Genomic DNA, 24889 nt, shown 5'->3' with positions numbered 1-24889 from the left:
TTTGAGAAGTTGGGGTGTTTAAAATGGCTGATTCAACTTCGGTGGTGAGAGGTAATCGTCCGCTGCGCATGTTGGCGATTTTTATGGCGATATTGATTGGGGTGGCGCATGTATTGGGGCAGATCAATTTGCTGCAAGACTGGGTGTTTTGGATTTTGTTACTGATGAGTGCCAATGCCATCCAAGCCAGTTTTACCGGCTTTTGTCCGATGTTTAAAAACGCCCGTGGTGAATGTGTTGCTTGTGGTGTGGCCTGTGATACGCCACAAAAAGCTGACGCAAAACAAAACTGCTGCGATGCCGGAGCGCAATGTTGCGACAAGACTTCGAGCCATACCCCAACCAAATGTGATACAAAACCTCAGGGCAAGTCGCACAATTGACCGGTTTTTGCAGCAAAGTTTAACCGCAGCAAGATCCTTGTGCGCCGTTTAACTGAATCGGCGGGCAAGGCACATCACCATACGAACAAAAGACACAACAATCACCTGCAAGCGGCTTTAGTAGCGCGCCACAAAAGCTGCATTCATAAAAATATTGACAGGCATCCGTTGGCATCTGCTCGGTTTTACTTTGACCGCAGTTTGGGCAGCTCAAAGTCGATTCCAGTTGTATATCCATCAGCGCCTCCGCTATTTAATAAATGAACCTTTAGGCTGATAACTATACGCCTAAGGGAGATCATTAATCAAATCCAGTTGGCCTACCAGGCCTGGTTGTGGGCTTGTTGCAAAAATATATAAAATGCTTAAATTGGTCATTAATCTAGTCAGAAGGAGTTTTGTTATGCATACTTGGCCAGTTCAAGACGCGAAGGCACGTTTTAGTGAGTTTTTAGAAACTTGTTTACAAGATGGCCCACAGATGGTTTCAAAACGAGGCCGTGAAGCGGCAGTTTTGGTGCCGATTGAAATGTGGCGTCAATTACAATCTTCCGCTAAACCTAGTTTAAAAAGCTTACTTTTGACTGGTGAAGCGCGGGGTGAGTTGATTTTGCCACAACGCGGTCAAGCGCGTCGCCGTGAAGTGATGCCGTTAGAAGGCGAGTGACAGACGCTATGTACCTTCTCGACACGAATGTTATTTCTGAATTAACGCGCGCGCAAGACCCACAAAAGCACAGGAAATTGAGGCCTGGCTGAACCGCGTTGCAGAAAGTTACAATATTCTACCGCTGGATGGCAAGGTGTTTCGAGTCTGGGCTAAATTGATGCACGGTACTTCCAATACGCTTTACGAAGATGCCATGATTGCCGCCAGCGCAAAAGTCCATCATTTAACCGTGGTAACAGGTAATCTCGCCGATTTTAAAACGCTTGATACCGACTGGCTAAATCCGTTTGATGGAGCGCGTTTAAGACGATTAGAGCAGGGCAATCGTGGTGACTTTAAAAATATTGAAGGCCAACTTTATGAACTGCGTATTGATGTTGGGCAGGGCTGGCGTGTTTATTATAAACAAGCGCATAGCGAATTAGTTTTGCTAATGATCGCTGGCCTGAAGCCTCATCAGTCGAAAGATATTGAAAAAGTAAAAGGATGGTTGAAGCATGACACAATCAATGAATGATACGTTTAATGTGAGTGATTACCTCAATACCCCTGAAGACGTAAAAGCCTATTTGCAAGCCGCGCTGGACGAAAATGATCCAGCCTTCTTTATTGACGCACTGGGCGTGGTCGCACGTTCAAGTGGTATGAAAGCTTTATCGGAAAAGACGGGGTTAGGTTATCAAAGTTTGTATAAATCGTTTGGGGAAGGTAAACACCCACGGTTTGAAACCGTATTTAAGGTGATTGAAGCAATGGGCTTGCGCTTTAAATTAGCGTCTTAAAGGGTTAGCGTCTTTAATGTTTAAACACTTTCCAAGCGGAAATCAGTAGCAAAACCGCTAAAAACAAGCCGAGCCATTGTGCGGGAACCAAGCCGAGCATCAGGCCGCCGACGAGCGCGCCAGCAATTGAGCCGACACTCATCCAGATTAATAAATCCCTTTCACGACGCAGTGCATCAAAGGCTTGCGCTTGGCGGTAGCGGAAAAACCCGACCAGCATAGTGGGCAGACTGACCAATAACGACAGGCTGCCGGCGGTTTTGATGTCGATGCCCCAGAGAATCACAATAATTGGAATCAATAATTCGCCACCAGCGACACCTAATACCGCCGCAACGATGCCGACCAGCAGGCCTGCTAATATGCCGACTAAGGCTTGTAACCAGGCCTGCTGAAATAAAGGTGTGCCCGTTTCACCGAAACCGACTAGGTGTTCCCAAAACATAATCAGCGCCAGCGCAATCAGCAATCCGAACACCACGCGGTTGAGCATCGCGGGGGCGAGTTTCATCACATAACCGGCGGCATACCATGCACCGACCACCGAGCCGAACAGCAGATTGACGACTATCAGCCAATGCGGGAGCAGGCTTTCCATCGGCACGCTAAATCCGCGAGAAAAAATCGAGGTAATCACCACCACCAAACTCATGGCTTTATTGAGAATAATCGCTTCCAGCGTGGGCAAGCTGAATACCGCGACCAAAATCGGCAAACGGAATTCTGCACCGCCCAGGCCAATCAAGCCGCCGAGCAAACCAATCAGAGCGCCGAGCACCGCCGCTAGCCAGAGTTTTTGTAATCCACTCATCGAGTTATTCCGCTAGCGCGACCGATTTAATTAATGCATAGACCACCAGGTCGGGTTGTAGCTTGAGGCGTTGGGCGGAGGCTTGGGTTATTTCGGCGAATAACTGCTGGCCTCCGGCAAGGTTTAAGCGGACTAACAAACGGTGTTCGTCAAGCGGAACCAGTTCATCAACCTCGGTGCGAAGGTGGTTAATAATACTTAAATCTTTGGGGTCGGATAGAGCTAAACTCACATCCCGTGCTAACACCCGAACACGTACAGTGTGAGTGTGAATATCATGGGTTTGGCTCAGGTAGAGGGTGTCTTCGCCCAAGTTGATTTCGCGCAACCCTGTTTCCACCCGACCTGGTTGGCCGATTAATACCGACACCGCACCCTGTTCGTCGAACAAGGGGGAGTCAGGACGTTTTAGTGATTGTTGCAGGGTTTCAATGGTTTCGATCTGACCCTCTTGCATAAACACGATCTGGTTCGCCAAGCGTTCGACCTCTACCGGTGCATGAGTGATATAAAGCACCGGCAGCTTAAACTCTTCAACCAGTTCTTCAATCAAGCCCAATAACTCGGCTTTTGAGCGCCAATCGAGTGCTGAAAGTGGTTCATCCATGCAAAGCAGTTTGGGCGACATAAGTAAGGCACGCGCAATCGCGACACGTTGTTTTTCGCCACCGGATAAAAAAGTGACGTCGCGGTCGAGTTTGTCTTCAATGCCCACCCGGCGCACAATCTTGTCAAAATCCGCCGTTGGGTGGTTTTTTGGCAAGCGGTTGATGCCGTACATCAGGTTTTGGCGCACCGTCATGTGCGGAAACAAGGCGGCATCCTGAAACACAAAGCCAATATGCCGCTGTTCGGTCGCTAGACGTTTTGAGCCCGCTTGCCAAACCTCACCGTCCATGCTGAGTTGACCATGGGTGCGTTTATCCAGGCCTGCTATAGCGCGCAATAGCGTACTTTTGCCGCTACCGGAGCGACCGAATAACACGGTCACGCCTTCAAGTGGTAGTTCAAACTCACCGCTATTGAGCTTAAAACTGCCAAGCTCGAGTTGAAGATTGCCTTTTAAAAAGTGCTTTGCCATCCGGTTACCCTACCTTTACGCCAAAACGGCGGTTTAAACCATATACCAGCATTAATACAAATAATGAGAACACCAACATGATTGCCGACAGAATATGGGCTTGAGTGTATTCCATGGCTTCAACATGATCGAAAATATCAATCGACACCATGCGCGTTTCGCCTGGAATATTGCCGCCGACCATCAACACCACACCAAACTCACCGACCGTATGGGCAAAGCTGAGGGTGGCGGCAGTCAAAAAACCGCGACGCGATAGTGGCAGGATAATGGTACGAAAGCGATCTAGAAAACTAGCACGCAGAGTCGCAGCGGCATCTAACAAACGATGCGGAATCGCTTCAAATGCATGCATCAGCGGTTGCACCGCAAACGGCAAAGAATAAAACACCGAGCCAATCACTAGGCCTGTTTTGCTAAAGGTCAATTGACCTTCAAAGCCAAAAAACCGTAAAAACTCGGTCACCGGTCCGGTGGGGTTCATGGCAATTAATAAATAAAAGCCCAACACCGTTGGCGGTAGTACCAAGGGTAACGCCACCAGGGCTTCAAGCAATACCTTGCTAGAGGATTTCATTTGTGACATCCACCAGGCGAGTGGTGTGCCGAGCACTAAAAGAATGATGGTGGTATAGGTTGCGATTTCGAGTGTTAACCAGATGGGTTGTAAATCGACCGCCGCGCCGAAAAGTTCGATCATAATACTGTCCGTTTCAGTTGGATTAATTAATACTTATTCAGGCAGGTTATAGCCATAGCGTTTAATAATCTCAATCGCACGTGGTGATTTCATATAGTCCATAAAGGCGATGGCGGCTTCATTTTTTTCACCGCGCTTGGTGATCACCGCACCTTGATTGATGGGGTTGTATAACTCAGCAGGCAGTTCCCAATATTCACCATTGTTATAAGCCGGACTGGCCGGATCAACGACTTGGGATTTGGCAACAAACCCCAGCTGGGCGTTTTTGGTCACCACATATTGAAAGGCATGCGCAATCGATTCACCGTTGACAAGTTTTCTGCGCAAGGCTTGGTGCAACCCCACATTCTGTAAAAAGCGTTCTGCTTCGGTGCCATAGGGGGCGGTGCGCGGGTTGGCCATCGACAGAAAACGAAAATCGCCCTGTTTTAAAATAGCCATTGCGTTATTGGCGACGGGCAGGGTGGGGCTGTAGAGCACCAATACGCCTTGGGAATAGACAAAATAACTGTCCTCAACCGCTAGGCCATGTTCAATCGCGGCTTTGGGTGCCGCTTCGTTGGCTGAGAAAAACAAATCAAACGGTGCACCATTACGAATTTGCGCAAATAATTTACCGGATGGCCCAAACGAAAAACGAATGGTGTGGCCGGTGTCTTCGGTAAAAGCTTGGCCGATTTCTTCAATCGTTTTGGTGAAGTTTGCGGCCACTGCAGCGGTTACGGTTGCGGCTTTGGCCGAGGTTGTGGCGGCAAATGCCAATACCAGGCCTGGTAGTAAAGTTTTAATTTTCATAATTACATCCTTAATAAGAATTAAAAAAACCAACCGATAGATACCAAAGGCTATATCGATTGGGGTTAAAAAACCCGTTTGCACGGGCTGACAGATAACGTAACGTTTTACTCATCCACGCCAATTAAAACGTGTGAGGCTTTTATTAGCGCACAGATGGGTTCGCCTTCAGCGAGTTTTAACTCCTCCAACGCGCTGTGGGTGATAATCGACGATAAGGTGTTGCCGCCTTTGAGTTCGACCACCACTTCGACATTTACCGGTCCTTCGGTAATGCGGCTGACTTGGCCGCACAAAAAGTTGCGTGCGCTAATCAATCCTTTGGCTTGTTGTTTGGCTAATACCACCCAGCTGGCTTTGACGAGTGCCCAAGCTGTGACGCCCGGTTTTAACCCCATGCGTGTCACGCTGTCGGCGGTGACCGTCGCCACAATGCGATCATCGCCTTGCAGTTTTAGCGTGACTTCTGCGTTTACTTCACCGGTTTTGACGGTTTCCACCGTGCCGTAAAAACTGTTGCGTGCGCTGGTTTGCATTTTGATTCTCCGCATTAAGGGCAAAATATCGGCATCAGTGTTCTCTAATGACGCCATCCACATGGTCTGCATCGCTGATAGCCGCTCGTGCATGGTGACGATTTGCAGGCCTGTTTGGGTCAGGGTCGCGCCGCCGCCACCTTTGCCGCCGTGTTGCCGATTGACCAAAGGCTCGCCCGCCAGATTGTTCATAATCTCGACCGCATCCCAGGCCGCTTTGTAGGTCATGTCGACTTGCTTGGCGGCTTGCGACACACTGCCTGTCGCCTCAATCGCTTGCAGCAGATGCAAGCGACGCGGGCTGATCTCGCCATCGCCTAAATGCACATGCCAGGGCGCAAAAAATTCGGGTTGATTGGTTGAGCTTGACATCGAGTTATACTCAAGTAAATAACGAATTTCGAACTATACTTAACACCATATTGCTTGTCAAGCGGAACCTTCCTAAGAATAATTTATTTATACTTTATAGCGTATAGTTTTAATTTTATTCGGTAAAGCGTATAATTAGTGTTTGATACGGACTGGCGTATAGGAGGCGTTATGCGGGTAAACAGCATTAAAGAGCTGGCGGTGGTGTTGCAGAATCAACGCTTATCGTTGGATATTTCGCAAAGTCAGTTGGCGGAGTTAGCGTGTACACGCCAAGCGACGGTGTCAAATTTTGAAAATAATCCTGCGCAAGCAAAGATTGAAACCTTATTTAAATTATTGTCCGCGCTAGAACTTGAGCTGGAAGTCCGCCCCAAAGGGTCGTTAGCGCAGGATAACAAGCTTGATTGGTGATGTTATGGTATTGAATGAACTTGTTGTGTCTATGAATGGTTTACGGGTCGGTAAGTTGATTAAACACAAGAATGGTGCTTTGCGTTTCAGCTATGCCAAAGAATGGCTGGTTTCACCTTATTCGCGTGCTTTGTCCTTGTCCCTCCCATTGTCAGAAAAACCGTATGAAGGCGATTTGATTTACAATTTTTTAGATAACCTACTGCCTGATAATGATTTGATTCGCGCCAAAATGCAGACGAGATTCAAGACAGCAACGATCCAGCCATTTGATTTGTTGGCAGCGGTGGGCAAAGATTGTGTAGGTGCTATTCAATTGACCAGCCATGCACCTGTTGGGGATTCACAATATAACGCAGGGCTTGATGCGACAGAATTGAATGAATCTCAAATTGCCGATTTGTTAAAAAACTATGCCGCCAATCCTTTAGGTATGCAGGATTTGGAGCAAGATTTTCGTATTTCCCTTGCCGGTGCGCAAGAAAAGACAGCGTTACTCAAGATAGACGATAAATGGTATTTGCCTAAAGGCGCAACCCCAACCACGCATATTCTAAAATTGCCGATTGGTGTGTTAGCGCATAATAACCTTGATTTGTCGCAAAGTTGTGAAAACGAATGGTTGTGTATGCAAATTGCCGGCGCGTTCGGATTGCCGGTCGCGCATACCGAGGTATTGGAATTTGACGGCCAAAAGGCGATTGCGGTTGAACGCTTTGATCGTAAATGGTTGGCTAATGACCGATTAGTACGTTTACCGCAAGAGGATATGTGTCAAGTCTTAGGTATTGCACCGGCACTTAAATATGAGGCGGACGGTGGGCCAAGTATCAAACAGATTATGGATGTTCTGCGTGGCTCACAGCAGGCTCAACGGGATCGAGAGGTCTTTTTTAAAGCACAAATTCTGTTCTGGTTATTAGCGGCACCGGATGGGCATGGTAAAAATTTCAGTCTGTTTATTGAAGCGAATAATGGCTATCGCTTAACGCCGCTTTATGACATTTTGTCTGCTTATCCTTTGATGGGTGGGCAGGGATTACAGCCTCAAAAAATAAAAATGGCGATGGCGTTACAGGGTAAATCTCGACATTACAAATGGCACAGCCTTAGCCCAAGACATTTTGTTATGACCGCCAAAGCGGTGGGCTACTCAGAACGTCTTGCTTTAAGTCATCTTGAAGAGATGTGCCAGAAAGCAGAACAGGTGATTACACAGGTTAAGTCCCGGTTGCCGGCACATTTTCCTGAAAATATTTCCCAGCCTATTTTTGACGGCATGTTAAAAAAAGCCAAGATCGGTTTGAGTTTAAAGTGAATGTGACAAAAAACGCTTATGCAACCAGGTCTGGTGGTAAGCTGTGTAGCCTACCTTCATACCTAGAAGTGATTATTGTGTTGTTTGCTGTCTGGCTGAACAGAATTACATTGCAAATCAAATCCCGCTTTAGTGCGATTGGCATAACGTACTAATGCAAGCATTAGCGGCACTTCGACTAACACTCCTACAACAGTAGCCAATGCAGCACCCGATTGCAGACCAAAAAGTGCGATGGCGGCGGCCACAGCGAGTTCGAAAAAGTTACTGGCACCAATCATTGCGCCAGGAGCGGCAATGCAATGAGGCACGCGCCATGTTTTTGCCCAATAGTAAGCCAACGCAAAAATGAGTATGGTTTGGATAATCAGTGGTATCGCAATTAAGCCAATATGCAGCGGATTGTTAAGAATCACATCGCCTTGAAAGGCAAAGAGCAGGACGAGCGTAATAATTAACGCGACCGGCGTGACCGAACCGATGGCGGGCATAAACACCTTGTCAAACCACATTTTTCCTTTGCGTTTAATAATCATGGTGCGGGTGAGATAGCCGGCAACCAGCGGCACCACGATATAGAGAAAAACAGACAGGGCAACGGTATCCCAGGGCACTTGAATATTGGAGATACCTAATAAAAAAATGACAATCGGCGCAAAAGCGAACAACATAATAATATCGTTTAGCGCGACTTGAACAAGGGTATAAGCTGCATCTCCACGGGTAAGATAGCTCCATACAAACACCATTGCAGTACAGGGCGCCGCCCCTAAAAGAATGGCTCCGGCTAGATATTCGTAAGCGAGGTCTTCGGGGATAAAAGGTTTGAATAAAATAATCAGGAAAAACCAACTGATTAAAAACATCGTGAAAGGTTTGATCAACCAATTCACGCTAGTGGTGATAAACAAGCCTTTGGGTTGTTTGCGAACCCCTAAAATCGCTGCAAAATCAATTTGCACCATCATTGGGAAAATCATTCCCCAAATCAAAATTGCTACCGGAATGGAAACGTTGGCATATTCAAAGCCAGCAAGTGTTTCGGGGATAAAGGCCGCATATTGACCGAGTAAAATGCCGGCTACAATCGCCAAGGCCACCCAAATAGTTAAGTAGCGTCCGAACACGCCCATTGTTTCAGTGGAGGGTTCGGGGGTGGTCTGGGTAGGCTGCATGCTGATATCCATAGATAAAATAATGAATGATCATTATATCTGCCTATGCAGATATGTAAAGCTAGTTTAACCTTGCCAGTTTGCGGTGCAGGGTGGAGGCATCAATACCGAGCTGGCGCGCGGCTTGAGATTTATTGCCCTGACAGCGTTCGAGCGTAAAGTTAATCCACAGGGTTTCCAGCTGTTCTAATGAGGTGTTTTCAGCGACTACCAGGCCTGGTACTAACTCAATATGGCTTGGAGCAGGGCGCAATTCTTGCGGCAGCTGGTTGACTTCAATCTGTGCGCTTTGCGCTAACACCACCGCGCGCTGAATAATATTTTCCAGTTCACGAATATTGCCCGGCCAATCATAGGCCTTTAATTGTGCCAACGCATCGGCGCTCAAGCTGCTCACGGGTTTGTTGAACTTTTGACTAAACCGGCTGAGAAAAAGTTCAGCTAAAGCTTGAATATCCTCCGGCCTTTCACGTAAAGGGGGCAACACCACCGGAAACACGTTAATTCGATAAAACAAATCTTGGCGAAAATCTCCCGCTTGCACCAAGCTTTGCAGGTTTTGGTTGCTGGCAAAAATCAAACGCACATCGACTTGAATAGTGGTTTGCCCACCAACCCGAATCAGGGTTTGGTTTTGTAAAAAATGCAGTAGCTTGGCTTGCACTTCCGCGCTCATGCTATTGATTTCATCAAGCAATAAGGTACCACCGTCAGCGAGTTCGAGCAGTCCGAGTTTGCGGGCTTGTGCGCCGGTAAACGCGCCTTTTTCGTGACCGAAGAGTTCCGATTCAATTAAGTTGGCAGGCACGGCAGCGCAGTTAATCTCAAAATACGCGCCTTGCGCGCGCGGACTGTGCTGGTGAATGTATTTAGCCAACACGCCTTTACCTACGCCGGTTTCGCCTTCAATCAGCACCGGCACATCCATTTGGCAGACCTGCTGCACTAGCTGATACACCTGCTTGATTTTTGGGCTTTGGCAGATAGGGTGAAGTTCATAGTTGTCGAGTTGTGCCAAGCGCGTTTTAAGTTTTAACATCGATTTTCGGTGTTGAACTTGTTCCATTAATCGTTGCAGTAAAGCAGTCATTTGCGCAATATCAAAAGGCTTCGTAATGAGGTCATATAAACCCATCTTAAAACCTTGTATCGCGTCATCAAGTGTGGCGTAACCTGTAATGAGAACTGTATAGGTGTCAAGACTGGATCGTTTGACGCAATTAAGTACACTGAGACCATCACCATCAGGTAGGCGCAGATCTGTCAGTACAATCGCCGGTGGGTTGAGATGAATAGCCTGTTTGGCCTGTTCGGTTGTTAAAAATATCTTAGTGTCAAAGCCTGTTGTCTTGGCTAATTCGGCAAGCAGTGCAGCCATGTCAGGATCATCCTCAACAACGAAGAGAACGGGTTTTAAGCGTGGTTCAATCATATATTAGATTTCTCGTTGAGTGGTAAGGTCAGTTTAAAAGCAGTACGACCATGATGTGAGCTATCTAGTTCGATGTTTGCTTGCATCGTCAACAGCATGGTTTTGGCCATGTATAAACCTAATCCAGTGCCTTTATTAGATGGTTTGGTGGTAACAAATGCTTTAAAGATGGTCGCTTTTAAATCATCGTCTATACCGTGTCCATTATCGGCGATGACAAGACAGGCCTGGTTAACTTGGGTGGTTAAGCTCAACTGAATTACGCTGGCCTGTGCATCCACAGCATTGTTAAATAGATTAAACAATACCTGCTCAAGAAGTCCGGGGTCGGTGTTCACTATGCAATCAATTTTTGGCAATTCTACTGACCTAAGGCCTTTCGGCTTTAGTATTGGCATAATGAGTGCACAAAAATGGTGTAAAAATGGCTGCAGTGATGTGACGGTCATCTCTGCTTTGGGTAAGCGTGACGCATTAAGTAAGCTTGTAACTACTTCAGCACTATTGCGTGCTTGACGTGCGATGATCGAAGCGCGTTTTTGAGTGTTTGGATCGTTACTCGCTTCAAGCATTTGTGCATAACCTAAAATGGTAGCCAGAGGTGTATTGAGATTATGTGCTAATCCTGCAGCCATCTGTCCAATAGCTGCTAAGCGCTGGCCATCATTTAACCGTTCGGCCATTGCACTAGACATTTTATGAGCCTGTTCTAATTGCTCAATGTAGTTTTTAATCTTGGTTTGTTGATCATGAAATTGTTGCTCTAATGCTTGAAACTCTTGTGGGGGTTGCTTTGTGAAAGATTTTCCGACTAATTTATCAGTAGTGATAAGGGTGTTTTGATTGAGCAACATTCTGAGGGGTTGAATAAATTGACTGGCCAATAAACGTTTAACAATCATAAATTGAAGCGCAAGTAATGCTATCAATCCTATGAGGCCAAACACCATAATCTGAAAAAAAGTATGCTTGATGACATCAGTGGAGTAAACCATTTGAATATCACCTATATGGCGATTCATAAACAGGATAGGCGTTTGTTGACTATGCCAATGATGATTTAGCTCGTTAGCATATTCTGTTTTGCCCGCTTGGGCTAAAAGCTGGGGCCCCAAACTGTTAGGGTTGTGACTGGTTATTTCTAAATATAAGATGTCCTGTGATTGTTTAACAACCTCTTCAGCATAGCGTTCGATGATTGCATAGTCACGCATCAGTAGTGCATCAAGTGAAACCACTGCAAGTTGTTCAGCAAGCGCTGTGGTTTTATCTTTCAGGGTTTGTTCAATGGCGTGGCTAACCGTGTGATAGAGGACTAAGCTGGCCACCAAGGTAAAGATGACCAGCCCACTACTTAAATAGAGGTTTATTTGACCAGACAAGGTTTTAGGTTTTAACCAAGATAATTTGATTGTCAATTGAAGCCCTTGTCTGTTTAATGCGTTTGGATTACTCCATTTCTAAGCGCATGAAGGTATTGCTTACATTACGGCCATGCCAGCCATCAAAGTGACGCAAATGTTGAAATTGTGACCAATCGCGTGACGGGGTGACTTCATCGAGTGCACCAAAGTTTTCTTGCACCTCTTTAATAGCTTCTACCAGTTGTTTTAGATAATCACCAGTTTCAGCTTGAACTTTTGCTTTGTCCGACACCGCGCCATGCCCTGGCACAATATATTTTGCCGGTAATTGAATCATCTGCTCAAAGGCGTCTAACCATTTAACGGCATGTGTATGTGGGTGAACACCGAGTAAGCGATCAACATAGACATGGTCGCCGCTAAATAAGACTTCTGACTGGGGTAACCAAATCACTACATCACCGGGGAAATGGGCGTCGTTGAAGTATTTAACTTCAAAGGTGGTGCCACCAATAGTGATACTGGCGTGTTTACCGGTTAAGGGTTCACTCGCATGAACAGGCGTTTGATCACGAAAAATGTCGTCTACGGCCATAATTCTATTTAGGATCGAATCAAGCATGTTTTGTTGGGTAGCCACTGTGGTATCCATCGCATAGATGGTCGCACCTTGTTGCGCAAAGTAGTCATTGCCTAACCAACGATGATCTTGTGACCCGGTATTAAACACGGCAACGATTTTTTGATCAGTGATTTTTTTGGCAGCTTTAGCAATAGCTTCGGCCGAGCGCGGGCCGGCACCAGTATCAATGATGACTGCACCGGCATCCGTTACAACTAAACCAATATTGGCATTCAGGCCAAGATTGGCTTTGGTACGGTCATCGATTTCACCAATAAAGGCATAGACATTGTCAGTGACCTGTTCAAACTTTACCACATCGGCCAAAGCAGGGGCGCTGATCACACAGGCCAACACAGCTGAGCTAAACCAATTTAGTTTCATTTTGTATTTCTCCGTTAGTTATTATTCAAGTTTTTTAAGTATATCAAAATCGGCTTTATACAAGTGTGCCTCTATAAATTCGACTTAAAAAAAGACCGGAGCAACGCCCCGGCAAAAACAGCATTCAACATTGCAGTTGCTAAGTTTGCAAGCCTTAGCAGTTTGGTTATTTAATAACCAAATTTCGCGTCAATTCCGACGGTAAAGGTGCTCGCTTGGCGGCTTAAACCTGCGTTGGTATCGCGTTCATGCACGGTGTAGCCTGCGATGATGTCTGAGCGCTGATTAAGTTTGTATTTGTAGCCAACCCCCATGGTGGTGGCATCTTTTGTACCAAATGTGTTTTTTGAGTCACCTTGGTTAACACCATAACTCGCTGTAAATGTGGAGTGGCCAAGGTAATAACTACCTACAGCAAAAATGTTAGTGCCTTGGTTAATACCGGTCGCATCTTCATAATGTGCTGCTAGCGCATATTGTTTTGTCTTATATTCAGCCGTTAGTTTGTTAGCGTTGCCGTTTTTAACATTGACGCCGCCTACTCCACCAGCCCCGATCGTATCAGCGTCAATATTAATCGTGTCTAATGCAAGTCGAATTCCGTCTTTCATATAACGAATACCTACACCAGATGCATTGCCACCAAGGTAACGAGCCATTGCCCCAGCGTTATGCATTCTTTGATCAGACTTATCATGCATTATGGAGTAAAAACCGCTAAAACTAATACCATTAAAGTTAGGTGAGCGGTACTCAATCGCGTTATTAAAGTAGTTGGCATTTAAGCTTGAAGCACCCTGTTGGCCACCGGCACGCGCTTGTAGTACATGGTCTGTCCAAGGATCAATGGCGGCATAGTTGGCTTTGTACATCGGGGTTAAACGTCCCATGCGGATAAAGCCATAAGTTTTACTATTTAAGCCAACAGTGGCTTCGCGACCAAATACGTTATCAGCGCCCGTGTCACCCACTGTAGTGTATTCAAGTTCGGCAACATAGGTTAGGCGCGCGTCGCCTAAATTTGTCGCCATATTGCCCATCAAACCAATACGTGAGGCATTCGATTTAAAGCCCGTGCCTTTATTACGACCAACAAATGCGGCAGAGCCATCTTTTTGCCCCACACTTAAACCCTTGCCACTGACGGAGGTGCTATCCACCGAAATATTGACTTGTCCAAAAACCTTATGTACATCATCAGCGATGGCTAGGGGTGAAGCTAAAATTGCGGCGACGGCGCTCGCCATGGCTGTTGCTCTTAATTTCATGGTAAAACCCTCTTTTAGTTAGCCTTAATTGCAGCTATTGCTAATTTTTAATTATTATTAATCGTCGTTTAACGATGTCACCTATTTAGAAATAAGTGTGCCAATTTATAAGTTATTGATTTTTAAGTTATTTATGGGTTTTGGTATTTTTGATAGGGGCGTGAAATGCAACAGGCGTTGCATTTTGCAAGGGCTGTGGTTTCTAGCGTTCTAGTTTATGAAGGATGCGCGCCACTTCGGCAAATTCTTCATCTGCAACATCATAAAAGTTAAATTCCAAGTCTGGTGCGGGATTAAAGAGTAAAGCTTCAATCAGCTTTTCTCGTTGTGTACTTGGTAGCTGGTCACTTGCAACTATGACTGTAGGCGCCAAAAACTCAGAGGTGCGAATAATTTTTATAGGGTATCCATTATTAATAAACCGTTGAGCAAGACCTTCAGTTGTTGCTGCAGCATCAAACTCTTGATGCACGACACTCATAATTGCGCGTTCATGGCGCCCTAAAAAACTATAAAACTGCAGGTCGTTAAGATAAATACCATCTAAGCGCAACAATTGACGAATAATAAAGTGACCGCTGTAGGAGTGGTAGGATCCAAATGCAATGGAGCGATTGAGGAGTTCAGGTAAATAGGTAATATCACTGTTTTCATGAACAATGACGGCGGCACGATATGGTGCTTCTGCAGCAATAAGTTGCAATGGTTGGCCTGCAGTTGCAGCCGTTTTTTGTGCCTTTAGGTAAGATACCGGTCCGATGTAGGCCAAATCTACCTCACCATTGACTAAGCGTTTTATCTGGTCTTCGTAGCTGTGGGTGATATAGAGTGATACGGGTTGGTTTAGTACCACGCTTAAGTAGTGCACCAACGGTTCGAAACGCTGCTGAATGCGCGATGGCATTTCATAGGGCGGCACCGCCAGCACCAGGCCTGGTGCGGGTGCGTGATCAAGTGATTGTGTGCTAGGTTCAACAGAAGTGTCTTGCTGACAACCCGCAAACAACAACACCATAACCAGCAGGCCTGCTGGTTTGAATAACTGCTGTAGGTGGTTGCGCATTACTAACATTCGAGGTTCAAACAAGTTAATCCCGCCGAAATGGATTGATAACTTGAAGTTGGTTGTCAATGACTAGACCATGTTGTAGGTCTTCTGAGTAGAGGTTATCGCATTTTGCGCCCAATGCGGTAGCAACAATTAAGTGCATAGCACGTTGTTTTTTGATCTGATCCTGATCAAAGGCATAAATCAAGATATTGGTATCAAGAAAAGCCTTAGCGCTCATTGGCTTGCTCGCGATCAAACTTAAATTTGCTTAAATCGAGGTTGATCTCGCCAAACACATTTTCAACTTCTACATAATTCTGCTCGAAGCGTGATTGCTGGGTTTCGCTGTCTTCGTCTAGGCGCACTGTGATTTTTACCGGCTTTTTAAAAAGGGATTTAAATTGCGCAGGAATATCAATATGTTCACCCAGTGCGGTTGTTTTAAATTCAATAGCAGACATGACGATTTCCTTTTCTGGACTCAGAAATACATTCTAGCAAACTTGCCTTATTAGCCAAATTTATAATTGGCTTTCTAACATTTCCCAGCGTTCAAACGCTTGTTCGAGTTGGGATTCTTTATGTTGTATTTTAGCTAGGATTTTGTCAATGGCGCTTTGGTCTTGTTGATAAAACTCTGGGTCAGCCACTTGTGCACCTAGGGCTTCGAGTTCGGTTTCGAGCTGTTCAATCAAGCCGGGCAGGGCGTCGTATTCGCGTTGGTCTTTATAACTGAGTTTTTTGGCGGGCTTGTCGTCCACCTTGGTTTCTACTTTTGCTTCGCTTTTAGTGAGTGATTTAGTTTTGGCGCTTGATGTATCAAGATTCGGGCGTTGGCGCAACCAATCGTCATAACCGCCGACATACTCATTTACCAGGCCTGGTGCATCAAATACGATTGAGCTGGTCACCACATTGTTTAAAAAGGCGCGGTCATGGCTAACAATTAGCACGGTGCCTTGATAGTTAAGCAACAGGTCTTCAAGCAATTCAAGGGTTTCGACATCGAGATCGTTGGTGGGTTCGTCAAGAATCAGCAGGTTGGACGGCTTGGCAAACACTTGTGCCAGCAGCAGGCGATTGCGTTCACCACCGGAGAGGGATTTCACCGGTTGGCGTGCGCGGTCAGGGGCGAAGAGGAAATCACTTAAATAGCCAATAATGTGTTTGCGTTGGCCGTTGATTTCGACATAGTCACTCGAATCCATCACGTTTTCCGCAACAGATAGTTCTTCATTCAGTTTGGCGCGGTGTTGGTCAAAATAGGCGATTTGTAAATTGGTGCCGAGTTCAACACGGCCTTGCTGCGGTTGCTCTTGACCAAGCAGCAGTTTGAGCAGCGTGGATTTGCCACAGCCGTTCGGGCCGATCAGGCCGACCTTATCGCCGCGCACAATAAGTGTGGAGAAGTCTTTGACAATGACCTTATCCGGCCAAGCAAAACTGAGGTCTGTAATTTCGATGACCTTTTTGCCGGAGGTGTCGGCGACATTGACCTGTAGATTGGCACTGCCTTGTTGGCTGCGACGCGCCTGACGTTCCAAACGCAATTTTTCTAGCGCACGCACGCGGCCTTCGTTGCGGGTGCGGCGGGCTTTAATGCCTTGACGAATCCAGACTTCTTCTTGCGCCAGTTTTTTATCAAACTCGGCATTGGATTTGGCTTCGGATTCGAGCTGGGCTTGTTTGCGTTCTAAGTAGGTGGCGTAATCACATTCCCAGTTAAACAACTGGCCGCGATCAACCTCGACAATCCGGGTGGCAAGGGCTTGCAGAAATGCGCGATCATGGGTGATAAACACCAGTGCACAGCGCAGGCTTTTAATAAAGCCTTCCAGCCATTGAATAGAGGGGATATCCAAATGGTTAGTCGGTTCGTCGAGCAATAAAATATCCGGTTTTTGCACCAGCGCTTGCGCCAATAGTACCCGGCGTTTCATGCCGCCGGACAGGGCAGAAAATTCGTCATCGGCCGGCAGATCGAGTTTGGATAAAATCGTGTCCACCTGCTGATTCATTTCCCAGCCGTTTTGCGCTTCTATTTTGTGTTGCAGTTTTTCAAGCTGATCCATATCGCCTTCCAGCGCGGCATGGTGATAGGCCTTGAGGGTTTCGCCTATGTCGCCTAAACCCAGCGCCACCACATCAAAAATGGAGCCTTCAATATCATGCGGTACATCCTGGCGCAATTTGGCGATTTTGACCCCGTCTTGCACAATGCGACTGCCTTCATCAGCAGGCTGGATGCCTTCGATGACTTTAAGCAGGGTGGATTTCCCTTCACCGTTACGTCCGACGATACAGACGCGTTCGCCGCTGTCGACTTGGAAATGGATTTTATCGAGCAGTGCGGCCGCACCAAAACTAAGGGAAATATCGCGTAGAAATAATAAAGCCATGGTTTATTTAAATTCCAAAAAGGGTCATTAGGCGGGATGAGGTGAGGTTTGCTTGCTAAAACGCTGCGCCCACCAGAGACGCATACGCAAGCCCCAGGCAGAGGTGACACCAACTTCAACAAATTGTACATCGCCATGAGGGTTAATAATAAAGTCGGCCGGCACGGCTTTTGCGCCATAACGGCGGAATAACTGGCCATCTTGGTCGTTGATAATCCAGGCCGGATTCATGCCATGTTCTTGTGCATAAGCTAAAAGTTCGGCATCGCTGCCCGATTGCGTCGCAATGCTTAAAACTCGGTAATCGCGGCCAATATTTTCGACTCCGTCGCGCGAGAAGGTACAGATTGGGCACCAGGTGGCCCAAAAGTGGATGAGTACTGCTTCGCCACGCAACTCACTGAGGGTAATGGGGTCGCCGCTCAGGCTATATACTTGAAAATCTGGCGCTTGATCTCGCACCACATCGCCCTGAAAATAAGGGCGAAGCACTAAATAAATAATAACAGCGGCTAAAATCCAAACGCCGTTATTTATCCAAGGATTGCGCCAGGCCTGCTTAATCCGCTGTTGCCAGTTATGGGTCATAGCGTGCCTTGTGGTGATGTACTTGGAGGCATGATTTCACTAAAGAATTCAAAAAAATCAAAGCCTTGCGGATCGATTTTGTCGAGGTGCGGGCTGACATGAATGGCTGCTAACAAATATTTAATCCCAAAGGATTCGGCGGTCTGTAGTGCGCGAATATTGTCATCAATTAACAATGTGCGTTCAGGATCAAACGGCACGTCTTGTTGAATTTTAGCCCAAAGTGAGGGGTCTTCTTTTGGACAGCGATAATCATGCGCAGAAATCATCTGATCAAAATAGGGGGCGATCTGCGTCATTTCTAACTTCAGGGCCAGGGCATCGCGATGCGCGTTGGTGACCATAATCACCTGTTTATGGTTTTTTTTCAATGCATCTAGAAAATTGAGCACATCGGGGTGGGCGCGAATGAGATGTTTAATATCTTGTTTCAAATCTGCAACAGACAACTCAAATCGCTCGCTCCAATAATCTAAACAATACCAATTAAGCGTGCCAGTTTGCTCTGCAATAGCTGTTCTGACGGTATGTTGCGCTTGCTCTAGCGGAAGATGATGATGTTCGGCATAGGCTTTGGGCAAATAGTCCATCCAAAACGTCCAGTCAAAATGCAAATCAAGCAGCGTGCCATCCATATCGAGTAGCACGGTATCTATTTGTTGCCAGCGTTCTGGTTGCATCAATGCTCCTGTTGGTTGCTCAATGACGGGCTTTAACTTATGATGCTCTGATTATAACGGTATTTCTTTACTACTTAAACCGAATGCATGCCGAATCGATGGCTAAGGTTGTTTAAATCATGAAGGCAAACCCAGATTTACCCTCTGTCTTACCACTGCAGGGTCCGCAGATTTTAGCTACGCAACCCTTGCTTAAGACTCGATTGTTTAATATCGAACAGCAATCCTTGTGTTTTAGTAATGGGGTGACTGCGGACTATGAGCGCTTGGTCTCGCAGAGTGCTGGTGCGGTGCTGGTGGTGCCTATTGTTAGTGATGCACTTGTGCTGATTCGTGAATGGAGCGCCGGTGTCGGGCGTTATGAGCTGGGCTTTCCGAAAGGGAAAATCGATCCGGGCGAATCTTGGCAAGATGCCTCGGTTCGAGAATGTCAGGAGGAAATTGGTTTTCGCCCTAGTCGTTTACATCTGCTTGACAAGGTCAGTTTAGCTGCCAGTTACATGGATCATCATACGCATCTGGTGTTAGCACAAGACTTGCAGGTTGACATCTCAGATGCGGGTGACGAGCCCGAGCCACTACAAACGCTGCATTGGCCGCTTGCCCGCTGGCCAGAATTGCTGGCCCAGGCAGAATTTAGCGAGGGGCGTGCCTATGCTGCGTTATTTTTAACTTTAACTCATTTGGGGAAAATTGCGTGACACCCACTCATCAAGATTACCAGGCCTGGTTGCCCAGTGTGTGCCATCTAGCAAGACAAGCAGGGCTGGTTATTATGGATATTTATCAGTGTCCCGATTGCCATGTCGAGCAGAAGCAGGATGGCTCACCTGTGACTGAGGCGGATCGTTTGGCCGATCAACTCATCCGTGAGGGCTTAACAAAGTTAACCCCACATATTCCCGTGGTGAGCGAAGAAAACCTTGTTAATACGCCTTTTGCTCAGCGCCAGGCCTGGTCATGCTTTTGGTTGGTTGATCCGTTAGATGGTACGAAAGAGTTTGTCGAGCGAACCAATGAGTTTTGCGTCAATATTGCATTGGTTGTCGATGGCATTGCGCGGTTAGGCGTGATTTTTGCACCGGTGACTAATCAAATGTTTAGCGCCTATGAGGGGGGGGAGGCGATGTTGGCGCGAGATGGCCGTCTCCAAAAGCTGCGCACGCGGACACCGGCGCAGGCACCTTTTAAGGTCACCGCGAGTCGTCGGCATGGCCGACGTTTAGATAGTGTGCTAGAGCGATTAAAAGACGAAGGGGTCGAGTATCTTCCGATGGGTTCGGCACTTAAATCCTGTTTAGTGGCGACGGGGCAAGCGGATATTTATCCACGCTTTGGTCCTACCTCTCATTGGGATACTGCGGCATCCCAAGTTATTGTAGAGGCGGCTGGCGGGGCATTGCTAGATATGTCGTTACAACCCTTGCGTTATTTCCCAACGGAAGATTTGCTAAACCCCCATTTTGTAGTGATTGGAGATTTAGCCTGGTTGCAGGAGCATGCTGTCATGCTCAGTGCCTTAAGTGCGTGATTTCAGGTTGTATTCAATTTCTTTGTTTTGTAAGAAGTAGACTATCTCACGTTGTTGTTTTTCAGAGATTCGATCAAAAGTGAGTGCGACTTTTTGAATGTTGTTATCGCGCACTATATTGACGACAGTGCAGCGAACGAGTATGGGTTCACTAGTCGGGGATGTTTTGAAAATAATATCGACTTTGTGCTCTTTCGTGACCATCTCTTTGATAGGCAACATAATGCCGTTACCGCTGAGATTGACGTCTCTTATTGGTAGTGTATTGGTTAGGTCAGAAAATTGGATCCGGTCATGAAAAAGGTCAATTTTTTTATTGATCAAGGTAATAATATCACTCAATACTCGACTTTTTTGACCGATTAAATCAAGCGCTTGCTGGATTTCCTGATCAATTTTGGTAAAACTTGGCAAGAAATGGTTTTCAATAAATTTTGAGTCAGGTACGTTGGGTAAGACACTAATGTTAGCTTCTTGCTGAGTCAAAACATGATAACCACAAGGTATCTTAACATCCAGTCGAAAAAACCTGCGTTGACTTACATCCACATCTAACCCCTTTTAGATCTTATATTTTGGCAGACATAATTCTAAGCCCTTTGGCCAGTATATCAACTAAAATTATGCTTCGCCAAGGGAACGATGTCTGGATTGCTTGCTTGGTTGACCAGAAGGAGAATAACCCTTAAAGCTTGGTTGTAAAGAATGTTCAATTGAGTTGAGTAACTGGCCATTAATTTTATAGAGTGTGGCCAATAGCGTTTGATTACTTTCGTTTTGTGTTTGGGCTTGTACTGATAATGTTTTGAATTCAGATGCGAGGGATTGAGTGCTTGGGTCATTTGCAGCGCTTGCTGTAATGTCAGCCAGGCTATGGGGGTTAAGTTGCGCTATCAGTTCGTTGAGTCGTGTGGTGATAATGGTTTTTTCATCAACACAACTAAGAATGTCATCAACTTTTTGTAAGGTTAGGCTGGTTTTTTCTTTTTCTAGAAGTTGAATAAATGCAAGCAACTGAGCATTAAGTTCAGTAATTAATGCCCAGTTGTTAAAATGGTTAAGTTGGCCAAGACTCACAGGATTGAACTCAGTTTAGACGTGCAAATAGCTGTTCTGTTTCAATTAGCTTGCTAGCAATTTTTTCAGGATTAATAGGATATTCCCCCGCTGAAATAGCGGCTTTAATTTGATCGATTTTGGCTTGACGATCTTCTAGTGTGGCTGTGTTGTCAGTCAGGCCTGATAATTTTTGCGAAACATCTGTTAGGGTGACCTGATCATTACCCGCTTTGCTAGCTGGATTAAGCGACACGTTTTGATCTTGCGATGCACGTTCTTGACTGCGAGTGTCAAGAGACTTTGTGCCATTTAGGCTTGCAGCAACTGTTTTTATATCCATGACTATGCACCTATCAAAATTTTATATAGTGGGTTACGGCAGTCTGTGCAAAAACTTTAATTATTCTTTTGATACTTTGTTAATTTACGGCACCAGCACCGTATTGGGTGCAACAACAATACCTTGTATTATTCTATCAGATCTTAAATTGCGAACTTGGATTTGTTCTTGTACGAGCCCATTGCTTAAAGCGACCCCGGGCGCACGTATTTCCAACCCACCGATTTGTGTGATGATGGTGACTTCGTGGTTGTTTATGACCCAGAAAGGTGGATCGAGCATCTGAATGTTAATCATCGTATTAGGACTAATTGCCCGTTTCGCTCGATGACCAATAACCTGATCTAATTGATGCAGGTGTTGCTGACGTATTTGGTTAATAGGTCTAAGCGCTAGTGTTACAGCGTTTTCACTGATTAATGCGTTACGGAGGATAGGTTGAGTGGCAATGACAACCGGTGTTTCGGCATAAACTTCTGCCGAAACAAACATTCGCCAAGCTGGATTACTACACTGTACACTGACCGTAGTGCGAGCGGAAAGACGTTCGTGCAACCGACTTTCAATTAGCAGGGTGTCTAAACATGCGCTTAGGTTGAGTCGATCAGGAAGCGGTCTAACAGTCACGTTTATGTTGTGTAGTGGATAAGCTGTAAATTGGTGTAGTTCATTTAGCAGATGATCTTCTACTTTGATATAAATTTGGCTCATGTCTTGCTGTTTGTTCGAAATAGGCGTCGTATTCGCTAATACAGCAGCAGGCAGTAACATAATGGCCAGAGTCACAATGACCCAAGTTAAGGTTAAACTTGTATTGAGCGTGCGATATCGAATGTTTAGCTGATCAATCATGGTAATGGCTCAAATGTGGCTTGTTGTATTGCGGCGAAACTGGAATAATTAGGCTTAATTGTAATATAAGGACTATAGGCTATGTCGAGTTTTCTGAAAAGTGTTGATCAGCGTACGTCTCTGGCCGGAATGAACCGGATGGAGTTATTGCTGTTTAATATCAAAGGGCATCAGTTATTCGGCATTAATGTGTTTAAAGTTCGAGAGGTAATCAGAACCCCTGATATTTCACCTGTGCCCAAAGCCGATTACCGGGTGATTGGTGTGGCTGATATTCGAGGCCAAACCATGCCTATGATTGACCTTGCATTAGCCTTGGACTTGCCTAAAGTGCCACCTGAAAAGCTTTCAGCTAGTTTAACAATCGTAACTGAGTTTAATAGTTCAGTTCAGGGCTTTGTCGTAGAGGATGTGGATCGGATTGTTCATCTGCGTTGGGAGGATATTTTGCCTCCACCTGATTCACTTCACCAGGTCAGTTACCTAACAGGTATTACTCGCGTCAATCAGCAAATCGTTGAAATTGTCGATGTTGAAAAAGTATTGTCAGAGGTAACGGGAATGGTTGCGGCTATGCCGGATAACTTAATACCCTCCAGTATTACTAAAGCACAAGGTAAAAACTTTTTTATTCTTGGTGCAGATGATTCGGCCGTCGCCCGTACTCAGCTCAAAGGTATTTTGGATAGCCTAGGCGTTCGCCATTTAATCGTTAATAATGGCAAAAAAGCACTCGATTTGCTATTTGAATGGGCTGATGAAGCTGATCAAGGCAAAGCATTACCAGTTCCTGAACGGGTGTTAATGGTGATTTCAGATATTGAAATGCCTGAAATGGATGGATACACCCTAACGGCGAAGATCCGTAAAGATGAACGTTTGAAAGATCTCTATGTCATACTCAACTCGTCTTTAAGTGGAGGGTTTAATGACAAGTTAACCGAAAAGGTGGGCGCGAATCGTTTCTTATCAAAATGGCATGCTGATGAGTTAGCCAAAGAAATTGTGCAACGAATTGAACAGGTGATTTAATGAAAAACTGGCAATCCGCTTGGCTTAGTGTTTTCATTTTAAATTTGGTTTTGTTGTTTCCCATGTCCTCCAAAGCGGTCAATTGTGATGTGAGGGTGACTGGGTTAGCCTCCACCGAGTTAGGTGATCAAGTTTATAATCGTCAGATGGCGATACGCAATGCTTTAGAGCAGGCGGTGATGCAGGCGGGGGTAGATATTGATTTGGATCAAAGCCTTGATATGCGTCAGGGTTTAACACAGCAACAAAGTCGTTTTCGAAGTCGGGCAAGAGTCACGAGTTTTGAATTGTTGAGTGAAGAGTTGGATGCCGAAGCAGGTGTGGTTAGGGTGGTTTTAAGTGTCTGTGTTGAGCCCATAACTGACCAGTACTCGGCAAGCAGTGCCTGTGCATTACCATTAGAAAATAGCTATCAAAACCGTGTTGCTGTTTTACCCCCTCTTGTTGAATTTCCAGATCAGGCTCGAGATATTGCTAATCTGGTGCTGGGCCTACAAACAGATATTCTCCGTAAACTTAATCAACAGGGTTGGCAAAATATCGCACCCTATGATGTTGCACAGACTTTACAACCAGGCCTGCTAATTACTCCTAATCTTTCGCCTGACGCCTTATTGCCGATTCAGGAGCAAACGGGTGCGCAGTATGCTTTGTTTACCGTGGTCAGATCCCTAGCCGCACAAAATACGGATTCTAGAATTTTGAATCATATCCGTCGTAGCTATGATTTTGAAGTACGTCCTAATCACCGCTTTGTTGAATTGGAATGGTATTTAGTTGATTTGGATCAGCAGCAAATTCGTCATCAGCAGCGCGCTGGCCATCAGTTTGCTGGGTCGGCACGGGTAGGGCGCGATAAACCTGTGGGCACGGCGGCATTTTTAGCGACACCGACAGGCAAGGCACTTGATCAAGTGGTTAATGAACAGGTTGAGAGTGTTATGGCGACACTGCAATGTTTAGCTTTAGATGTGCCGGTATTGGAAGTGCGTGGCGAGGATGTGGTGGTGTATTTGCATCAGCAGTCGGGTGTGCGTGTAGGCGACCAATTAGCATGGTATAGCCTAGAAGGTGCTCAGGTGCGTTTTCAGGGGCGTGTATTAGGGACTGATACTCTTCCAGCCGGGTTTGTTGAGGTGGTGCGATTAGCTGGGCAGTTTGCAGTGGTGCGCGTAGTAGGACAGCGCGATGGTGCTAGGATAGCTTTGGGGGATCGCCTACGCAGCTGGTAGCTGCGAGGCGGACTG

Annotated in this window: 31 protein-coding genes; 10 read left to right on the top strand and 21 right to left on the bottom strand. The window is 46.0% G+C overall.

All coding sequences use genetic code 11. The annotated features are described in order from the left end of the window. Positions 1-23 precede the first annotated feature (23 nt). Positions 24-383 (top strand): YgaP family membrane protein, encoded by a 360-nt coding sequence (locus THIAE_RS07830; RefSeq protein WP_006460683.1) that lies wholly within the window; start codon positions 24-26, stop codon positions 381-383. Positions 384-402: 19 nt separating this feature from the next. Here the strand turns inward: THIAE_RS07830 and THIAE_RS10970 are convergent, their stop codons facing one another. After that, positions 403-621 (bottom strand): GDCCVxC domain-containing (seleno)protein, encoded by a 219-nt coding sequence (locus tag THIAE_RS10970; RefSeq protein WP_006460682.1) that lies wholly within the window; start codon positions 619-621, stop codon positions 403-405. A 165-nt stretch (positions 622-786) separates the two neighbouring features. On the opposite strand from THIAE_RS10970, the gene THIAE_RS07825 reads away from it, so the two are divergent. From THIAE_RS07825 to THIAE_RS07810, 3 genes are read left to right on the top strand one after another with little or no spacing between them, the layout of a single operon-like run. Then, complete coding sequence (locus THIAE_RS07825) at positions 787-1050, top strand: type II toxin-antitoxin system Phd/YefM family antitoxin (protein WP_006460681.1); 264 nt, start codon at positions 787-789, stop codon at positions 1048-1050. Between the two features lie 40 nt (positions 1051-1090). Then, a complete protein-coding gene (locus THIAE_RS10625) occupies positions 1091-1570 on the top strand; it encodes a type II toxin-antitoxin system RelE/ParE family toxin (protein ID WP_322785313.1) in 480 nt (159 codons plus the stop codon). Then, positions 1551-1835: an addiction module antidote protein gene (locus tag THIAE_RS07810; RefSeq protein WP_006460679.1), complete on the top strand. Its 285-nt coding sequence runs from the start codon at positions 1551-1553 to the stop codon at positions 1833-1835. Before THIAE_RS10625 ends, THIAE_RS07810 begins: the two co-directional genes overlap by 20 nt. Positions 1836-1848: 13 nt before the next feature. On the opposite strand, the gene THIAE_RS07805 is transcribed toward THIAE_RS07810, so the two are convergent. The 5 genes from THIAE_RS07805 to THIAE_RS07785 all read right to left on the bottom strand — a co-directional run bounded on the left by THIAE_RS07805 (position 1849) and on the right by THIAE_RS07785 (position 6133). Continuing rightward, on the bottom strand, positions 1849-2646 hold the full coding sequence (locus THIAE_RS07805) for a sulfite exporter TauE/SafE family protein (RefSeq protein ID WP_006460678.1): 798 nt from the start codon (positions 2644-2646) through the stop codon (positions 1849-1851). A gap of 4 nt (positions 2647-2650) precedes the next feature. Continuing rightward, entirely contained in the window at positions 2651-3727 is a 1077-nt protein-coding gene (gene modC, locus THIAE_RS07800) for a molybdenum ABC transporter ATP-binding protein (protein ID WP_006460677.1), read from the bottom strand. Positions 3728-3731: 4 nt separating this feature from the next. Further along, positions 3732-4427 (bottom strand): molybdate ABC transporter permease subunit, encoded by a 696-nt coding sequence (gene modB, locus THIAE_RS07795; RefSeq protein WP_006460676.1) that lies wholly within the window; start codon positions 4425-4427, stop codon positions 3732-3734. Between the two features lie 33 nt (positions 4428-4460). Then, positions 4461-5225 (bottom strand): molybdate ABC transporter substrate-binding protein, encoded by a 765-nt coding sequence (gene modA, locus THIAE_RS07790; RefSeq protein ID WP_006460675.1) that lies wholly within the window; start codon positions 5223-5225, stop codon positions 4461-4463. A 107-nt stretch (positions 5226-5332) separates the two neighbouring features. Continuing rightward, complete coding sequence (locus tag THIAE_RS07785; protein ID WP_006460674.1) at positions 5333-6133, bottom strand: TOBE domain-containing protein; 801 nt, start codon at positions 6131-6133, stop codon at positions 5333-5335. Between the two features lie 171 nt (positions 6134-6304). Between THIAE_RS07785 and THIAE_RS07780 the strand changes: the two genes are divergently transcribed. Together THIAE_RS07780 and THIAE_RS07775 are read left to right on the top strand one after the other, a co-directional pair. Then, positions 6305-6547 (top strand): helix-turn-helix domain-containing protein, encoded by a 243-nt coding sequence (locus tag THIAE_RS07780; RefSeq protein ID WP_006460673.1) that lies wholly within the window; start codon positions 6305-6307, stop codon positions 6545-6547. A gap of 4 nt (positions 6548-6551) precedes the next feature. Next, positions 6552-7865: a type II toxin-antitoxin system HipA family toxin gene (locus tag THIAE_RS07775; protein ID WP_239232367.1), complete on the top strand. Its 1314-nt coding sequence runs from the start codon at positions 6552-6554 to the stop codon at positions 7863-7865. 62 nt (positions 7866-7927) lie between these two features. Here the strand turns inward: THIAE_RS07775 and arsB are convergent, their stop codons facing one another. The 11 genes from arsB to yrfG all read right to left on the bottom strand — a co-directional run bounded on the left by arsB (position 7928) and on the right by yrfG (position 18828). After that, positions 7928-9040 carry an ACR3 family arsenite efflux transporter gene (gene arsB, locus THIAE_RS07770; RefSeq protein ID WP_006460671.1) on the bottom strand — a complete coding sequence of 371 codons (1113 nt, stop codon included), beginning with the start codon at positions 9038-9040 and terminating at the stop codon, positions 7928-7930. A 61-nt stretch (positions 9041-9101) separates the two neighbouring features. Continuing rightward, positions 9102-10472: a sigma-54-dependent transcriptional regulator gene (locus THIAE_RS07765; protein ID WP_006460670.1), complete on the bottom strand. Its 1371-nt coding sequence runs from the start codon at positions 10470-10472 to the stop codon at positions 9102-9104. Beyond that, positions 10469-11890: a sensor histidine kinase gene (locus THIAE_RS07760; RefSeq protein ID WP_006460669.1), complete on the bottom strand. Its 1422-nt coding sequence runs from the start codon at positions 11888-11890 to the stop codon at positions 10469-10471. The genes THIAE_RS07765 and THIAE_RS07760 overlap by 4 nt, the downstream gene beginning before the upstream one ends. Before the next feature lie 31 nt (positions 11891-11921). Next, positions 11922-12842, bottom strand: coding sequence for an MBL fold metallo-hydrolase (locus THIAE_RS07755; RefSeq protein WP_006460668.1), 921 nt, complete (start codon positions 12840-12842; stop codon positions 11922-11924). Positions 12843-13012: 170 nt separating this feature from the next. Then, positions 13013-14110: a porin gene (locus THIAE_RS07750; protein ID WP_006460667.1), complete on the bottom strand. Its 1098-nt coding sequence runs from the start codon at positions 14108-14110 to the stop codon at positions 13013-13015. Between the two features lie 202 nt (positions 14111-14312). Then, positions 14313-15182, bottom strand: a complete 870-nt coding sequence (locus THIAE_RS07745; protein ID WP_025299373.1) for a PhnD/SsuA/transferrin family substrate-binding protein — start codon at positions 15180-15182, stop codon at positions 14313-14315. Between the two features lie 16 nt (positions 15183-15198). Next, positions 15199-15399: a PIN domain-containing protein gene (locus tag THIAE_RS07740; protein WP_006460665.1), complete on the bottom strand. Its 201-nt coding sequence runs from the start codon at positions 15397-15399 to the stop codon at positions 15199-15201. Continuing rightward, entirely contained in the window at positions 15389-15622 is a 234-nt protein-coding gene (locus tag THIAE_RS07735; RefSeq protein WP_006460664.1) for a hypothetical protein, read from the bottom strand. Before THIAE_RS07735 ends, THIAE_RS07740 begins: the two co-directional genes overlap by 11 nt. Before the next feature lie 60 nt (positions 15623-15682). Further along, positions 15683-17560 (bottom strand): ATP-binding cassette domain-containing protein, encoded by a 1878-nt coding sequence (locus THIAE_RS07730; protein ID WP_006460663.1) that lies wholly within the window; start codon positions 17558-17560, stop codon positions 15683-15685. Positions 17561-17587: 27 nt separating this feature from the next. Further along, positions 17588-18148 (bottom strand): redoxin domain-containing protein, encoded by a 561-nt coding sequence (locus THIAE_RS07725; protein WP_006460662.1) that lies wholly within the window; start codon positions 18146-18148, stop codon positions 17588-17590. Then, entirely contained in the window at positions 18145-18828 is a 684-nt protein-coding gene (gene yrfG, locus THIAE_RS07720; protein WP_006460661.1) for a GMP/IMP nucleotidase, read from the bottom strand. The genes THIAE_RS07725 and yrfG overlap by 4 nt, the downstream gene beginning before the upstream one ends. A gap of 119 nt (positions 18829-18947) precedes the next feature. On the opposite strand from yrfG, the gene nudE reads away from it, so the two are divergent. Continuing rightward, a complete protein-coding gene (gene nudE, locus THIAE_RS07715; protein WP_006460660.1) occupies positions 18948-19529 on the top strand; it encodes an ADP compounds hydrolase NudE in 582 nt (193 codons plus the stop codon). After that, complete coding sequence (gene cysQ / locus THIAE_RS07710; protein ID WP_006460659.1) at positions 19526-20359, top strand: 3'(2'),5'-bisphosphate nucleotidase CysQ; 834 nt, start codon at positions 19526-19528, stop codon at positions 20357-20359. The genes nudE and cysQ overlap by 4 nt, the downstream gene beginning before the upstream one ends. Here cysQ and THIAE_RS07705 read toward each other — a convergent pair. The 4 genes from THIAE_RS07705 to flgA form a co-directional block, all read right to left on the bottom strand. Then, the gene (locus THIAE_RS07705) at positions 20348-20908 is read right to left on the bottom strand and encodes a PilZ domain-containing protein (protein WP_006460658.1); all 561 of its coding nucleotides are present in this window, start codon (positions 20906-20908) and stop codon (positions 20348-20350) included. The genes cysQ and THIAE_RS07705 overlap by 12 nt on opposite strands. Positions 20909-20980: 72 nt before the next feature. Beyond that, positions 20981-21436 (bottom strand): flagellar export chaperone FlgN, encoded by a 456-nt coding sequence (gene flgN, locus THIAE_RS07700; RefSeq protein ID WP_006460657.1) that lies wholly within the window; start codon positions 21434-21436, stop codon positions 20981-20983. A 10-nt stretch (positions 21437-21446) separates the two neighbouring features. Then, positions 21447-21758 (bottom strand): flagellar biosynthesis anti-sigma factor FlgM, encoded by a 312-nt coding sequence (flgM, locus tag THIAE_RS07695; protein ID WP_006460656.1) that lies wholly within the window; start codon positions 21756-21758, stop codon positions 21447-21449. Positions 21759-21842: 84 nt separating this feature from the next. Continuing rightward, positions 21843-22610, bottom strand: coding sequence for a flagellar basal body P-ring formation chaperone FlgA (gene flgA, locus THIAE_RS10620; protein WP_006460655.1), 768 nt, complete (start codon positions 22608-22610; stop codon positions 21843-21845). Positions 22611-22691: 81 nt separating this feature from the next. Here flgA and THIAE_RS07685 point away from each other — a divergent pair, with 81 nt between their 5' ends. Further along, positions 22692-23642 carry a chemotaxis protein gene (locus THIAE_RS07685; RefSeq protein WP_006460654.1) on the top strand — a complete coding sequence of 317 codons (951 nt, stop codon included), beginning with the start codon at positions 22692-22694 and terminating at the stop codon, positions 23640-23642. Continuing rightward, on the top strand, positions 23642-24874 hold the full coding sequence (locus tag THIAE_RS07680; protein ID WP_006460653.1) for a flagellar assembly protein T N-terminal domain-containing protein: 1233 nt from the start codon (positions 23642-23644) through the stop codon (positions 24872-24874). Before THIAE_RS07685 ends, THIAE_RS07680 begins: the two co-directional genes overlap by 1 nt. The last annotated feature ends 15 nt before the right edge of the window (positions 24875-24889 follow it).

The sequence above is a fragment of the Thiomicrospira aerophila AL3 genome (assembly GCF_000227665.2).
Lineage (GTDB): Bacteria > Pseudomonadota > Gammaproteobacteria > Thiomicrospirales > Thiomicrospiraceae > Thiomicrospira > Thiomicrospira aerophila.
Note: the sequence above shows the minus strand (reverse complement) of the source record. Positions and strands in the feature narration are given on the sequence as shown.